This is a genomic window from Candidatus Nitrosocosmicus sp. FF01, from assembly GCF_047711275.1.
Lineage (GTDB): Archaea > Thermoproteota > Nitrososphaeria > Nitrososphaerales > Nitrososphaeraceae > Nitrosocosmicus.
Genome location: NZ_JBLNIG010000004.1, coordinates 119029 through 132821 on the forward strand (window position 1 = coordinate 119029; position 13793 = coordinate 132821).

Consider the following 13793-nt stretch of genomic DNA (forward strand, 5'->3'; position numbering starts at 1 on the left):
AATGAGTGAAAAGGACGGGACCAAAGTGACCGAACCAAAAGTATCAGATACCAAAAAATCTCTATCTAAAAAAAATAATGAAGTTAGCGGAGTGAATAACAGCGTTGGCGATACCAACACCAACACCAAGAGTACAGATGATGAAATTAAAAGCGTTGATTCTCACCAAACAACAAAATCCACACCTGTCGCACCCTCCAAACCACGATCCACAACATCCACCATCACCACATCGCCACCACCACCATCACCATCACCAACTAAGCCCTCCTCCTCATCCACTAAATCCCCATCCGCATCACCACCATCACCATCATCATCAACAAAATCAACATCACCACCACCATCACCATCACCAACTAAGCCCTCCTCCTCATCCACTAAATCCCCATCCGCATCATCACCACCTAGATCCTCATCGACTTTAACAAAACCAGAAACTCTATCATCACCACCGCCTAAACAATCTCAACAACAACTACAACAACAACAAACTCAAACAATTTCTTCTACTGTCTCAGATACAACTGCATCAACTAAATCTGCTGCTGCTGCTGCTGATGCAGATGCATTGATCCCTGATGACGTGCATGAAGTTTCAGATCGCATTAAAATATCAGATGCAAGAAAATCGATACCCAAATACAATAATCTAGCAGAAGAACACATCTCAATTCCCCAAATCACATCTAATTATTTCTGTTTTGATTGTGGTGCCATTTGGACTACCGTTGAAGATAAGGAACAACACTTGATAATCGAAAAAGAAAGGAGAAAAAGTGAGAAATTGATTGCTGAAGAATAATCGGTTAGGTATATTTCAATTTGGCAATATTTAGAGAATTTTTCTGAAACTTTAATTTAAAACTTTAGGAGAATGTTAGGTATCGTTATGTTCGTACCTTTGAATATCGATTACTACTTTATCTCCAACCTTTATTTTTAACTCGTCATACTCCTTCATACTTACTTTGAACGTTGGTGAGTCACCTGCTGCTCCTCCACCAAACATATTCGTTATATTAGACATTGCCTTTGGCAGGTTTTTCATTAAATCCTCTGGGGAGGTAAATGCCATTACGTTTGAACCAAAAGGATTCATTTGTTTATCGCCAGATTTTAAATATTCGTTTGGATCTTTGAATGACACGTAAATATATGGAGATCCGTCAGTGGATGCCTCAATTTTAGCAACTATGAATTCTTTTTTCATTTATAATTTATAGTGCTAATCGATATAATAAATATTTAATTCATAAAGAAAATTTAAGAGATCTTGTACAAGTTTCCATTTTCCAAAGATACAATGTAGACATTGCCATCTGGACCAGTTTCAATATCTGTAATGCTTCCAAACCCATTACCCAAAACATAACTGTCAATCTCGCCTTGTGAATCTATCACATCGTCCTCAATGTCTAATCCGTTTCTCTCATCATTCACCCTAAAGAAATAGAGATTACCGTTATTGTGATCTCCTACCAATATGTTGTTTTCGTATTCAGGTCCTAAATTGGTGCTATTTATGAACTCAATATCTGTGACAGCCGGAGGATCAACCCAACTTATTTCTGGATCAGAATAGTTGGAAATAGAAGAGATAGACACCAAATCGTTGACATCCTCAGGAGAAGAAGCTGGACCCATAATTGATCTCCATCCGCTATTAAATCCTGGCTCAACAATATTAACTTCATCAGAAAATGATGGACCATTCTCGGTATCCCAGATGCTTCCGGTAATTGGGTCGACAGTCAATCCAAACGAATTTCTAATTCCGTAGGCGTAGGTTTTGTCCATATTGGGAATGTTACTATCAAAAAATGGATTATCTGGAGGGGCTTCACCAGTAAGTGGATTTATTCTAAAAATTGAACCTGTTAAATCAGGGTCTCCTCCATTCTCAAAATTCTGCAGCTGTGTTCTATGATTTAGATCCCCAACAACAACATACAAATTATTATCTTTGTCCAGTGTCAATTTTCCACCATTGTGATTAGGACCAGGCGTCCCTGGAAGGTCCAAAATTAGTTTTTGATTTGCCAGAGTGTTACCATCCCAATCAAAACTGTAAACCCTGTTCCGTATGGTATCCTCTGAACTATCCGCAGCAAAATCAGGGTCGTCTTCTGTCATGTAAAGAAAAATTTTGGTGCCACTGATTTCCCTAAGAACTTCTATTCCTAATAAACCCCGTTCGCTTTGAAAATCTACATCGAATTGCTTAACGGGAGTTTCTTGCAATATCCCATCAGAAACCAGTTTAACATCTCCTTTTTTCTCTATTACTAAAATATTTTCTCCAGTGTCATCTAGAAACGCCATACCCACTGGTGAGTCAAGACCGCTGTATGCTGACTCTAGTTGAAGATTAGGGTCGTTCAGAGATTGTGCATTAACCGTTTCAAAAACTAATATTTGTGACTGTAAAATCATGAAAACTAAAAAGCAAGTCCAAGATGTCGTTAGCAAAGTTGTAACTCTAAAAACCGATTTGCAGTTTGCCATCGTCTCTATAATAGCAAAAAACATTTGTTATAAGTTTAGTATTTTTCCATTAACTGGTGTAACTATCATCTATACAATGTACACATTTTGAATACTTCACGCCTCAAGTCTTGGGTCTTAAGGCTTCTATGGGACTCACCTTCGAAGCCTTCCAAGCTGGTAAAAGCCCTGCAATGACGCTCAGTGCCACAGAAATAAACCAAACAGTTACCATATCAGTAATAAAGAAAAGTGGTATCAAAGGAGGATCGCCCTCATTTCTCGGTGTAGCCTGAGATAGCGCATATCCTCCGCCAATACCGCCAAGCAAGCCTAAGGTTGCACCAAGCATTCCTATGATTAGAGCTTCTAATACAAACATAGTCAAGATGTTTGAACTCTGTGCTCCTATTGCTTTAAGGGTCCCTATTTCTCTAATTCTTTCTACAACTGAAGTATATAGCGTAGTAATGATGCCCACTGCACCTACTACCAGTGAAATTATGGCTATGCTTAAGAGGAAAGAGGTAATACCTCCGGTAAATTGTTCAATCGTCTTAAGAATGGCCTTTACCGTCGTTACTCCTATATCATTGCCATATAGTTTCTTTATTTCTTCTTCCACTGCATCAACTAGCTCTGTTGATGAAGCTACTACAAATAGGGAATCATATTTTCCGGTTTTTTGAAAAAGAGCGTCTCCTGCGTCTAAGTTGATTACTGCTGCACCATCTATAGTGGGATTACCCGTCGGTTCCATTATTCCTGTTACTAAGAAATTCTTGGAAAGTGTTTCTTGCTCACCAGTTGTGTCGTCTATAAAGGAATATTCTAATTCAATTGTTTCACCAATAGTTACAAATGGATTATCTTGTCCGGGGGGATTGGCAATATTGTCTGCTAAAATGATGGCCGAGGGATCATTTTGTTTTAATTGTGAACCTGGTTGTAACTCTAGAGTAGGGGCTATGACAAAGAGATTATTTGGGTCTATTGACAGGGCGGCATTAGATTTTTCTTCTCCCCTGGATTTCATCAAAACTTGGGATTGATATGATGGGATAACCTTATCTATAAAAGGTAACGATTCAATTCTGTTTATGACCGCTGCATTCAGAGTTATTTTTGAACCCGCCGATCCACCTCCCCCTTCAGTGGAGCCAACAGTAGTTGATCCTTGTGTTTGTCCGCTAGTTACAAAGAGTATATTTGGTGCTAGATTACTAAACTGCTTGTTAAAAAATTCTGTAAACCCTGCCCCTACACCGTTTACTGCTACCAACAAACTTGTACCTGCCATGACCATAACTATAGTCAACAAAGATCTGATCTTTCTTTCCTTTAATGCCTGAAATGAGAGAATGAAAATTTCCCTAATATCCATTTCGAATATGCCTTCCTCTTTTTGATTCTTCTATTTGATCTTTGGTATGGTCTAGTCCAAAGTGTAAATAATATGAATTTACGATCGACTGAGGTAAAGATTTATGGTTAGTCTTGTGATACAGTATTATGAATTGAGGATGATAATAATGATCAAGATTTAATAAACTTCTCTGAGATACTGAAGTATTTTGAACCTTGTTAACTAGCATATTTTATTACCTTGTCCCTTTTAGAGTGAACCATTTTTATTACTTGGTTATAAAAAATTTTTCTACGAGAAAAGGGCTGTGATTCAATAGTTTTACATCTCATGTTGCTATACGCTCCTCGCGCTCTATCTCACCATCCTTCAAATGGATTATACGATCAGTCTTTTCAGCCAATTCAGGATTATGAGTAACCATGACGATGGTTCTATCATATTTATCTGAAAGCATCTTCAAAAGATTGAATACCTCCTTTCCAGTTTTAGTATCCAAGTTTCCAGTAGGCTCGTCTGCTAATATTATAGAGGGATTGTTCATTAAAGCTCTGGCTATGGCAACACGCTGTTGCTGACCTCCGCTAAGATTAAATGGTTTAAAACTCCCTTTATCCTCTATTCCAAGTAACCCCATGATTTTGTGGGCTCTCTCTAACCGTTCGCTCTTACTGATTCCCGCTATTATGCAAGGAATTTCGATGTTTTTCAATACTGATGCTCTATTTATCAAATTATATGATTGGAAAATAAATCCGATGGCATTATTTCGCAGATATGCTAAATCATGATCATCCAATGAGAATACATCTTCTCCATCTATGAAAATGTCTCCTTCGGTTGGTCTATCCAAAGTACCAAGAATATTTAGCAATGTTGATTTACCACTTCCTGACGGACCCACAATCGAAACGAACTCTCCTCTGCTCACTTCAAAATTAATATTTTTTAGGATTGGAGTTTCTCCTGCGGAAGAAATATAGCTTTTATAGATTTGTTCAACTTTAAGGATTGGAACAGATGGTTCAGACAATGATGTTATTAAAGTTAGTTATTCTGTCTTATTACTCTTTAAACCATTCATTATAGATATAAAGTGTACTGTGTCATACATACATACTAGGTATTACTCCAAAATGATAACAGACAATTTGGCGGATGTTATTTTTTAACCGTTTGGCGTCATTCGCATTTTGAATTTACGAATACAATTTAGTGGACAGATACAAGCTACTACTTGTTTAACAATTACCATGAATAATCATCAAAACTTAAATAATGAATAGAGTGAAATGTAATATAACAATCTTATGAAAAAAATTAATTTAATAATATTATCTACTTTTGTTTCTTGGGTAATGTTACTAAATTTTCATGGGGGTGAAGTCTATCTTTATGGTCAGGAAAATGTTGATAGAAACATAATTCCTCTTCTTATTCCACCATATCAAACCATTAGCAAATTTCAATCTGATGATTTGAAAAATTTTAATGTAACATTTGTTTATAATATACCATAATATACTAGTTGGTTTTTGGAATAAAAAAATAATATAGAAATATTTATCAAAATCCATTAATATGTAATTCTAATAATTCAATTACACATATGAATCGCGGATTGAAATATTACAGTATCATGCTCGTAATGATTGCTACGCTAGTTTTTACCCTACATGACTTTGGTATGGCAAATGCTACTACTAGCACCAGTCAAAATAATTCTACTCAAATTAATCCGTTAAATGAATTAAATTCCGATTCTAGTGACCTGAGCACATGTGATGATTGTGCAAGTAATAATGACAATAACAATAACAATAATGACGATAGTAATAACAGAAACGACAACGATGACAATAATGATAATGACAATAATGATAATGACAATAACAACAATGATGATAGCAGCAACAACGACAACGATGACGTGCCAATGTCTTTACCATTCAATTCAAATATAGCTGACGAATCAGACGACGAGAAAGATTATTCTAACGCAATCCCATTTCCATAATTCTATCTTTATTTTCATCCATCATCCTTCCGGCCTACATAGGGTAGGATAAAATTTCTTATTAAAAAGCAGTAGTATTCTTCTTAGTTGCTATTACTATTATTATCTTGATCTAACCTTACGAATTTACCATGACCTTTGTTTTCTGGATAGACACTTCCATTTTCCATAATTATTTTGCCTCTAGATACCGTTAAGATTGGCCAACCTTGCAGCTCATATCCATCATAAATCGTGTAATCTGAGGATGACTGCAATATTTCTGGGGTCACTTTCTTTTTGAGATCCAAGTCTATTACAACCAAGTCAGCATCTGATCCTTTCTGTATTGTACCTTTTTTGGGAAAAAGACCAAATATTTTTGAGGTATTGTAACTAGTTAATTCCGCCAATCGAACAAGCGATAACTGTCGCAATATAACCCCATAATGCAACAATACAGGCAACATCGTTGCCACGCCTGGAAAGCCTGCCAATGAAGTCCATATATCGTTTTGGGTCCCTAATTTCAAATTCAAGGTGTTGGCGACATGGTCTGTTCCTATGGTATCAATCAAGCCATTTTTGATAGCATTCCATAAACTTGCCACATCGTTTTTAGTCCTCAATGGGGGAACTACCTTCCCTCTCAAATTATTGTAGTCTACTGAATGGGTCAGGTAGTGGGGGCAGGTTTCAATATACGCATTACATCCTCCAATCTGTTTTTCATGTAGAATTGTATCTAGCGCATCATTTGAACCAATATGAACAAAATACAGATTGGCACCAGACTGTCTACCAATATTCATTATCTTTTTTATTGCGATTGATTCACTAATGGTGGGTCGACATTCTGACCATGTCCTTAACGGATTTTCTTTATCGCTTTCTCTTGTGGTCCCGGTTTTTCTTGTTGAATATACTTGTCTTTTTTCTTCAATCAATTTTGCACAAGTTTCATTATCTTCTGCATGTACCAGTACAACTGCATTCTTCAAGTCAGAAGAAGTGGAGATAACCTTTGAACATAGATCATCAGTGATGTTAACATTCTTAGGTAGATGGAGATCTTCAGAGGGATTCATGTCCATTAGTATTCTGTTATCGGTTGAACCTAAATTCATGTATAGCTTGTACGAGTGAATGCCCAAATCATACAGATGGGGAATTTCAGATATTTGGACAGGATTTAGGATTGAAGCATGAATGGCATAGTCTATGAAATGATTTCCTATGCTGGCGCGTAAATGCTTTGATATTTCTTGACTGTATGCGTCATAAATCCGTAACATGCGCATTATCGTTGTTACACCACCTACAGCAGCAGATCTAGATTCTGTCTCAGAAGCTACCTCGATTGGTGAAAAAACACCATAGTGGACATGAGGATCAATTAGCCCTGGTAACACATATTTTTCATTTACATCAAAAGATGTTGAGTAGGAGATATTGTCAGCGGACTTTGATAATTCTTTTATTTTTCCCTCATCAACCAAAATATTGCATCTAATTATTCCTGTTTTAGGGATTACAACATTAGCATTTTTGATCAATAAATCACAGCTATTATTCCCCATCTGTTTCCATCACCTCATAATTAACTTTGGTAAATATGTCATTTGGAGTTAGAAGTTGGTTCATATTTTTTAAACTGGTTATCGTTGAGTGCACTATAACAGATGTCCGGAGCCTGGATGAATAATCCTGTTTCCAGTATTCCGGGTAATTTTTTCAACTCAGTTTCTAACCATGAAACATTAGTATAGTCGTTAAACATCACATCCAAAATTAGGTTTCCATTCTCAGTTACATATGGATACCCCTTGTCCAGAGTTCTAAGTACAGGCGTACCTTCAAGCTTTTCGATGAAAGGGACAATTGAGGTTCTACTAAAGGGTAATATTTCAATTGGAACCGATCTTGAAAAAGTAGAAACAAATTTTGTAAAATCAGCGACTATTATTGTTTTTTTTGCAGAGAAGTAGATAATCTTTTCACGCAATAATGCTCCGCCTCCACCTTTTATCAGACAAAATTGTTCGTTAATCTGATCGGCTCCATCTATGACAACATCAATACGCGGTATTTGTGATTCATCTATGATTTTCAAGTTTTGTCTCTCTGCTTCAATCTTTATTTGCAAAGATGTACAGATGAATTCGCAGTTTCTGGCCACCTCATCTGGAATGAGCTTTACAATTCTAGTTGCAGCTCTACCACTTCCCAACCCTATAATTAGCTGTTTATCTGAAAAATGATTGCTTATAATGTCTTTTGCTATTTTTTCAAAACTATCGTCTAAAGTATCGTTATTTTGAGTGCTTGTAGTAGAAACGGACATGATCAACTATAGAAAAAGAGAATGAAAGAATATTTAAATCGATTGAGAAGGGAGGAGTAGGCGAAAAAGTAGGAGAAAGAGGATGAGGATGAGGGAGAGGATAGTAGGGAAGTGTAGTCTCTGCCTCTCCATCCCCGTAAATATTCTCAAATCCATATATTCATGAGTCTTCGAGTCGCTTTAGGGTCCTTAAAATATCGCTCTGAATTTTATCTATTTCTTTAGTATCGATATTTACCTTTTCAGTTTCGTCTGAATCAACTGGCTGTAATTTTTCTATTGACAATGATTCTAAATTAGGTACGATTTCTGGTGATACCTGATCAACTTGTTTTTCCTCATCTTCTTTAGTATTATTATTTGCAGTTGTGCCAGTGGGACCATTTGAATCGGCGCTTTTTTTCTCATCTAGACTAGGGAGGCTCTCAATACTTTTCGTAACATCTGCAACCGAATCATCGTTTTTGTCCTTATCAAGTTTAAACCGAGAGATCTTCGTGATTGACGACTTTAATTGTTGTCCCCATGATCTCGGTGAATGCCTGACTTCAAATCCAGGTTGTAATTCTGTAGAGGGTGTAGTTGATATCGCTGACGATGACGATGATGGTGAAGGTGAAAAAGAAAAAGAAGAAGAAGCAACGGTAGATGATCCTTCTATTGTTCCTTTTTTAGATGTTATTACTTTCGACCTTTTCTTGTCAGCTGTTGCTGTTATTGCTGTTGCTGAATGGCCGGTTATACTTGCAAGCCTTGAATCTATCTTTTTTGTATACTCTTGTAGAATGGAGTCTAATTGTTTTTTGTACTCGTAAATTTCTTGAGCTTCCAATATGGGCTTGAGTTGGAAAACGCGCTTGTTATAATTGTCTAGCATTTTAATGTATTTTCGTGAGAGTCGGTCTCTTTCATATTCATCAATCTTTTTGTCTTCAAAGAATTGATTTATTTTTTCCAGTGCCTCTAAAGCAACTGATTTTTCAAAATAAAGATTATTCAACTCATATTTTACATTGCCAAGCACGCTACCGTGCTCGTTCTGCTTCCTAAGGCTGGTAAATCTGTACAGGAAAATAGCACAAACAATGCCTAGCCCGGCCGAACCTGAAAATATGAGAATGTCTAACATTTTTTTCTTTGACTATGATATGTAAGAAGTAGAAATATAAAAATAGGATTTTAATAAAACGATAGAAAGCAGAGTTTTATTTTACCCGTCGCTTTATCCACTTGTATTTTCTTAGTTTTGGATCAGGATATCCACATTTTGCACATTCTTTTCCCCTTCTGTGGAATGAATTATGTCCACATCTTCTACATCTGATATGTGTCTTTTTTCGGGTAAACTTACCCATCGAAGTTGTTCCTTTGGTCAAACTCTCTTACCTCTTTTCTCCTTTACTACCTATTCGCTATCTTTGTTATTTGAACTGAGGCGGAGATATGATAACGACATTATCTCCTCTTACTACAATATTGCCAATTTCATCAGTCTTACCTTCCTCTAAAATTTCTACAGAGCTCTCTAATAACAGATTCATATGTTGATCGAAACCTTGTAAATTTCCTCTAATGACCTTTCCACCTTTTAATTTTATTAATACATCTCTACCAAGGCTTTCATCGAGGACTTTAACTGCCATATCTACGGACATCTTTATCTAACCTATTGTGTATCAAATCGATGTCCTATATTAAATTTAGTTTTTGCTAGGTTATCGGAAGTAATGATTATCTGAACCTTGGATCTGCAACCAATTTTACAATTTTTTCTATTATCTGACAAAGCATTTCGTGTCCTTGTTCCGCACTTGACTTTTGTGGGTTACCCCATACTCCGTTATTTGTAAATTTAATAAACCCGCCTGGATTGTTGATAGACATATTCAGTCCTTTTTTAAAGAATTCTTCGTCTCCTTCGTTTTTAATATCAAATCCCTGCTTAGATAGCTGCATATTAACAAGGTCGGGATTAATTGCCAGCATGAGAGAAGTCTCAACCTCTCCAGCATGATCAAACTTTTGATCTAAAAGTTGCCAATAGTTGATGAAATAAAAGAAATTCGACTCTATTCTATATTTTGTAAATAAATTCTGCCCTATGTACTGTAACAAACCTAAATTTCCATGATGTCCGTTTATTACAAACATCCGTTTTATTCCTTGCTTTGCCAGTGAATGTGAAATATTTGAAATAAGATCTACCAGTACATTATAGTCTAATGAAATATTACACAAGGGATGGTGTTCATATGACACCCCATAAAAAATAGAAGGTAACAGAAACATTTTTGCCTTTTGAGATATAATGCTGGAAATGTGCTCTACTATCAAGGTGTCCGTCGAGAATGGTAGGTGGTCACCATGTTGCTCAGTGGAACCAAGCGGTAAAATAGCCGCATCAATATGAGAGTCTTGTACCAGGCTTGAAAACTTGTTTTGACCGATAAATTTAATCTCCATCAGCTACAAATAAGGTTTGGATACCAGACTAAAAAGTATGATAGCTACTTGTAACTAACTTTTCCCCAATTTACCTCTAATTTGTCTTCCAAAAATAGTTTTACTGCCTCAAAAAGGGCAAATGCTTCTGCGAGCTGTCCTTTTACCTTGATTGTTTCTAGGGTATCTTCCTGTAATACCTTAAATGACTCTTGAATAATGATTGGCCCTTGGTCTAGGTCCTCGGTAACAAAATGAGCCGTACAGCCAATAATTTTTGCTCCCCTTTCGTATGCCTGGACATACGCAAATGCCCCTGGAAAAGCTGGAAGAAGTGAGGGATGTATATTTATTATTCTATTTGGATAACGCCAAACAAAATTTGGGGTCAAAATTCTCATGTACCTTGCCAAAACTATGAGATCAATGTCGAACTTTTCAATTAATTGTAGAATTTCTCTTTCCGCTTCACTCTGTTCTACATGTTTAACGTAGAAAAATGGAATTCTAAAAGAATCTGCAACAGCTTTGAGTTTTTCATCGGAACCAATGATCAGTGAAATATTGCATTTAATTTCGCCAGCAACATGTGAATTTAATATTTTTAAAAGACAATGATCTTCCTTACTCACCAGTATTGCGACGTTTTTTACTTTGCTCTCTTCATGAAAGTGAACCTTGACTTCCATTTGAAGTTTCTTTCCAAGAGTCTCCAGCTCGTCCTTCATTCTAACCTTATCAATTGCTGGAAAGGAAGCTTCAAGGTGCATTCCAAAGAGCCCTTTTACTACATTTTGATTGATTTTTTCAATATTTCCACCATGTTTGAAAATGTAATTTGTAGTATCAGCAACAATTCCCTTCTTATCTTTGCCAACTATCGTAACTTCCACAAAGGTTTTGGGTTTTGGTGATTCTGAAATATCATTTATCCTGTATTCATTCTCTTTTTTTCTCTCAATTGCTGGTCCTTTTCCCTCGCTCTTTGTCATTTATGTTCAAAGAGATCTCATATCCAAGATAAATATGATACACATAATGTCTCAAATATGAATCTCAACTATGATTGTTACATGAGATATTGATTATTCATAGGTCCATGGTGTAGTCGTCGTCATCGTCGTCATCGTCGTTGTTGTTACTGTTGTAACTGCTACTGCTATCGTTGCTAAGGATTAACTTCTATTTCTTCTCCTCTCTGTGATGACAATGCTCCCACTTCCTATAACCATGACAAGGTGATTTATTATTAATTTCATACTAGAAATCAAATAACATAGTTTTTGATCAGGATTTTTTTTTGCAATAATACAGCAGTTATTTATTTAGTAAAAAAATATCCTAAAATTTTAGTATGATCATTTTAAGAATCATACATATTATAAACATTACCTTAAATTGTAATGATTACATTAAACAATAAGAAACCACTAATTTTAGCTGTGGTAGCTGTGGTAGCCTTTGCTTTGTTTATGAGTCCTACTTTTGCTGTGAGTGATGTTATGGCAAAAGAGAAAAAAAACAAGGGTAACGATAGCGATCAAGAAATCGACCAAGGACAATCTTCACGTCAAAATGCACAATGTGTTTCTGGTGAAGATGTAATCGCCTCATGTAACCAGTTGAACTTACAAGACCAAGATAATGATGGCAATAATGCAGCGGGACAACAAAATGGCAAGGGTAAAGGTAACGATAACGATCAAGAAATCGACCAGGATCAAGACAGCAAACAAAACACCCAGTGTGTAGCAGGCGGTAGCATTGCAGCTTCATGCAACAACTTAAGCTTCCAGGACCAAGACAACGAAGGGAACAATGCAGCAGCACAAGATGGTGGTGACGGAAAGAAAGGAAAGAAAGGCAATGACGGAGATCAAGATATTGAGCAAGACCAAGACAATAAACAAAACGCACAATGTGTTTCTGGTGAAGATGCAATAGTATCTTGCAACAACTTGAGTTTCCAAGATCAGTTCAATAGCGGCGAAAACGCATTAGGACAAGATTAAACCATTTCTTTTTTCTTTTTGTTAATAAACTATAACAATAATGTGGTATTTTTTGAAAAATTTAGTATCTTTTAATAATAAAACATTTGGATCCACAAACTGAATTTTTTTTCGCAGGTTTACTGCGAATTTCTCACATAAAGATCAAATTAATTTATTAAAAGGGAGAGCCTACTGGTTACTGTCATATGGGTAGTAGGAAGAGGAAAACTGCACGACCAGTAAGAAAGACAAAGTCAACTGAGGGAAGATGCCCTAAATGTAAAACAATAGTAAGATTCAATGTTTCAGGACAGGTAGGTAGTGAGATTTATGAATGCCTAGGTTGTACGACTAAATACAAGATAGATGAACTATAACACATTTTTAATCTACTTGCAATTTACGGGGAATGTTTTTGTATTGCAAAATTTTTAGAGTATCTAGTGTCAAGTAAAATAGAGTACACCGATAAGGTCTATTTGTATAGCAGTGGTATGCCTGCAGAACTGATAGATAGAAGCAAAGAAAAATTGATCGAACACGGTGTTGATTTAAAAGATTTAGTCGTCATCGAATCCCCTGAAAATGTACCTGAAGGGTCAATTATGATTACCCTTTGGCCCCATTACTTATCTGTTGCAAAGGTCAAAAGGGTCAGGGAAGGATCAATCTATGCACCACAGCTTTTTAACATAGATATATAGTATAGTCCTTTGAGATATGTTTCTGACCTTCTTTTGTAAACGAGACAAGCATTCTGATTGTCCCGGTAGCTGGCCAGTAAATGAAACATGTGGTCCCGATGAAGATTGCTCCTTTGATATGAAGATGATTCAATGTGATTGTAATTGCCATTCTTCAAATTCATCGACATCTTCTCCTTCTCATTCTCCCTCATCTTCCAGTTCCAGTTGATTAATCGACCTCTCTTTCTCGTTAATTGTCATCCATTTGCTTTTTAAAGGATAAAAGGTCCTTGAACAAGATCAAATATCTTTCCCTCTCCCACTCTCCCACTTTCCACCACACTAGTAAATTGATACTATCTAATAGTAGATGTAGACACTAAAGAATATACCAAACGAAATGTAAGACTCACATCTTGATCAAAATAGAAACCTAATGAACAAGATTATTGCAAACCGAGTCTAAGCAGTCAAGCAT

General features: G+C 36.2%; 17 protein-coding genes. 5 read left to right on the top strand and 12 right to left on the bottom strand.

Going from position 1 to position 13793, the window contains the following annotated elements; genetic code table 11:
* Position 1 precedes the first annotated feature (1 nt).
* The gene (locus tag ACMT7R_RS12675; RefSeq protein WP_415312319.1) at positions 2 to 805 is read left to right on the top strand and encodes a hypothetical protein; all 804 of its coding nucleotides are present in this window, start codon (positions 2 to 4) and stop codon (positions 803 to 805) included.
* A gap of 75 nt (positions 806 to 880) precedes the next feature.
* On the opposite strand, the gene ACMT7R_RS12680 is transcribed toward ACMT7R_RS12675, so the two are convergent.
* The 5 genes from ACMT7R_RS12680 to ACMT7R_RS12700 all read right to left on the bottom strand — a co-directional run bounded on the left by ACMT7R_RS12680 (position 881) and on the right by ACMT7R_RS12700 (position 4886).
* Complete coding sequence (locus ACMT7R_RS12680) at positions 881 to 1213, bottom strand: hypothetical protein (protein ID WP_415312320.1); 333 nt, start codon at positions 1211 to 1213, stop codon at positions 881 to 883.
* 53 nt (positions 1214 to 1266) lie between these two features.
* On the bottom strand, positions 1267 to 2508 hold the full coding sequence (locus ACMT7R_RS12685; RefSeq protein WP_415312321.1) for a PQQ-dependent sugar dehydrogenase: 1242 nt from the start codon (positions 2506 to 2508) through the stop codon (positions 1267 to 1269).
* 103 nt (positions 2509 to 2611) lie between these two features.
* Complete coding sequence (locus ACMT7R_RS12690) at positions 2612 to 3871, bottom strand: ABC transporter permease (protein ID WP_415312322.1); 1260 nt, start codon at positions 3869 to 3871, stop codon at positions 2612 to 2614.
* Complete coding sequence (locus tag ACMT7R_RS12695) at positions 3861 to 4082, bottom strand: hypothetical protein (protein WP_415312323.1); 222 nt, start codon at positions 4080 to 4082, stop codon at positions 3861 to 3863. Before ACMT7R_RS12695 ends, ACMT7R_RS12690 begins: the two co-directional genes overlap by 11 nt.
* 99 nt (positions 4083 to 4181) lie before the next feature.
* Positions 4182 to 4886 carry an ABC transporter ATP-binding protein gene (locus tag ACMT7R_RS12700; protein ID WP_415312324.1) on the bottom strand — a complete coding sequence of 235 codons (705 nt, stop codon included), beginning with the start codon at positions 4884 to 4886 and terminating at the stop codon, positions 4182 to 4184.
* A gap of 576 nt (positions 4887 to 5462) precedes the next feature.
* Here ACMT7R_RS12700 and ACMT7R_RS12705 point away from each other — a divergent pair.
* The gene (locus ACMT7R_RS12705) at positions 5463 to 5870 is read left to right on the top strand and encodes a hypothetical protein (protein WP_415312325.1); all 408 of its coding nucleotides are present in this window, start codon (positions 5463 to 5465) and stop codon (positions 5868 to 5870) included.
* An 83-nt stretch (positions 5871 to 5953) separates the two neighbouring features.
* Here ACMT7R_RS12705 and ACMT7R_RS12710 read toward each other — a convergent pair whose 3' ends face one another.
* From ACMT7R_RS12710 to ACMT7R_RS12740, 7 genes are all read right to left on the bottom strand, one after another.
* Positions 5954 to 7429, bottom strand: a complete 1476-nt coding sequence (locus tag ACMT7R_RS12710) for a dihydroorotase (RefSeq protein ID WP_415312326.1) — start codon at positions 7427 to 7429, stop codon at positions 5954 to 5956.
* A gap of 38 nt (positions 7430 to 7467) precedes the next feature.
* Positions 7468 to 8193 carry a ribose 5-phosphate isomerase A gene (gene rpiA / locus ACMT7R_RS12715; protein WP_415312327.1) on the bottom strand — a complete coding sequence of 242 codons (726 nt, stop codon included), beginning with the start codon at positions 8191 to 8193 and terminating at the stop codon, positions 7468 to 7470.
* Between the two features lie 160 nt (positions 8194 to 8353).
* Positions 8354 to 9322, bottom strand: coding sequence for a hypothetical protein (locus ACMT7R_RS12720; RefSeq protein ID WP_415312328.1), 969 nt, complete (start codon positions 9320 to 9322; stop codon positions 8354 to 8356).
* Positions 9323 to 9398: 76 nt separating this feature from the next.
* Positions 9399 to 9569 (bottom strand): 50S ribosomal protein L37e, encoded by a 171-nt coding sequence (locus ACMT7R_RS12725; RefSeq protein WP_415312329.1) that lies wholly within the window; start codon positions 9567 to 9569, stop codon positions 9399 to 9401.
* 45 nt (positions 9570 to 9614) lie between these two features.
* The gene (locus ACMT7R_RS12730) at positions 9615 to 9848 is read right to left on the bottom strand and encodes an LSm family protein (protein WP_149861860.1); all 234 of its coding nucleotides are present in this window, start codon (positions 9846 to 9848) and stop codon (positions 9615 to 9617) included.
* Between the two features lie 76 nt (positions 9849 to 9924).
* Positions 9925 to 10656: a creatininase family protein gene (locus tag ACMT7R_RS12735; RefSeq protein WP_415312330.1), complete on the bottom strand. Its 732-nt coding sequence runs from the start codon at positions 10654 to 10656 to the stop codon at positions 9925 to 9927.
* A gap of 44 nt (positions 10657 to 10700) precedes the next feature.
* Entirely contained in the window at positions 10701 to 11627 is a 927-nt protein-coding gene (locus ACMT7R_RS12740) for a formyltetrahydrofolate deformylase (RefSeq protein WP_415312331.1), read from the bottom strand.
* A gap of 411 nt (positions 11628 to 12038) precedes the next feature.
* Here ACMT7R_RS12740 and ACMT7R_RS12745 point away from each other — a divergent pair, with 411 nt between their 5' ends.
* From ACMT7R_RS12745 to ACMT7R_RS12755, 3 genes are all read left to right on the top strand, one after another.
* Positions 12039 to 12647 (top strand): hypothetical protein, encoded by a 609-nt coding sequence (locus tag ACMT7R_RS12745; protein ID WP_415312332.1) that lies wholly within the window; start codon positions 12039 to 12041, stop codon positions 12645 to 12647.
* 188 nt (positions 12648 to 12835) lie between these two features.
* The gene (locus ACMT7R_RS12750; protein ID WP_415312333.1) at positions 12836 to 13006 is read left to right on the top strand and encodes a hypothetical protein; all 171 of its coding nucleotides are present in this window, start codon (positions 12836 to 12838) and stop codon (positions 13004 to 13006) included.
* A 66-nt stretch (positions 13007 to 13072) separates the two neighbouring features.
* On the top strand, positions 13073 to 13333 hold the full coding sequence (locus tag ACMT7R_RS12755; RefSeq protein WP_415312334.1) for a hypothetical protein: 261 nt from the start codon (positions 13073 to 13075) through the stop codon (positions 13331 to 13333).
* The last annotated feature ends 460 nt before the right edge of the window (positions 13334 to 13793 follow it).

Excerpts from the sequence above, each read along its gene's own strand:
- ACMT7R_RS12675 (WP_415312319.1), top strand. The coding sequence starts at position 2 with ATGAGTGAAAAGGACGGGACCAAAGTGACCGAACCAAAAGTATCAGAT.
- ACMT7R_RS12680 (WP_415312320.1), bottom strand. The coding sequence starts at position 1,213 with ATGAAAAAAGAATTCATAGTTGCTAAAATTGAGGCATCCACTGACGGA.
- ACMT7R_RS12685 (WP_415312321.1), bottom strand. The coding sequence starts at position 2,508 with ATGGCAAACTGCAAATCGGTTTTTAGAGTTACAACTTTGCTAACGACA.
- ACMT7R_RS12690 (WP_415312322.1), bottom strand. The coding sequence starts at position 3,871 with ATGGATATTAGGGAAATTTTCATTCTCTCATTTCAGGCATTAAAGGAA.
- ACMT7R_RS12695 (WP_415312323.1), bottom strand. The coding sequence starts at position 4,082 with ATGCTAGTTAACAAGGTTCAAAATACTTCAGTATCTCAGAGAAGTTTA.
- ACMT7R_RS12705 (WP_415312325.1), top strand. The coding sequence starts at position 5,463 with ATGAATCGCGGATTGAAATATTACAGTATCATGCTCGTAATGATTGCT.
- ACMT7R_RS12710 (WP_415312326.1), bottom strand. The coding sequence starts at position 7,429 with ATGGGGAATAATAGCTGTGATTTATTGATCAAAAATGCTAATGTTGTA.
- rpiA (WP_415312327.1), bottom strand. The coding sequence starts at position 8,193 with ATGTCCGTTTCTACTACAAGCACTCAAAATAACGATACTTTAGACGAT.
- ACMT7R_RS12720 (WP_415312328.1), bottom strand. The coding sequence starts at position 9,322 with ATGTTAGACATTCTCATATTTTCAGGTTCGGCCGGGCTAGGCATTGTT.
- ACMT7R_RS12730 (WP_149861860.1), bottom strand. The coding sequence starts at position 9,848 with ATGTCCGTAGATATGGCAGTTAAAGTCCTCGATGAAAGCCTTGGTAGA.
- ACMT7R_RS12735 (WP_415312330.1), bottom strand. The coding sequence starts at position 10,656 with ATGGAGATTAAATTTATCGGTCAAAACAAGTTTTCAAGCCTGGTACAA.
- ACMT7R_RS12740 (WP_415312331.1), bottom strand. The coding sequence starts at position 11,627 with ATGACAAAGAGCGAGGGAAAAGGACCAGCAATTGAGAGAAAAAAAGAG.
- ACMT7R_RS12745 (WP_415312332.1), top strand. The coding sequence starts at position 12,039 with ATGATTACATTAAACAATAAGAAACCACTAATTTTAGCTGTGGTAGCT.
- ACMT7R_RS12750 (WP_415312333.1), top strand. The coding sequence starts at position 12,836 with ATGGGTAGTAGGAAGAGGAAAACTGCACGACCAGTAAGAAAGACAAAG.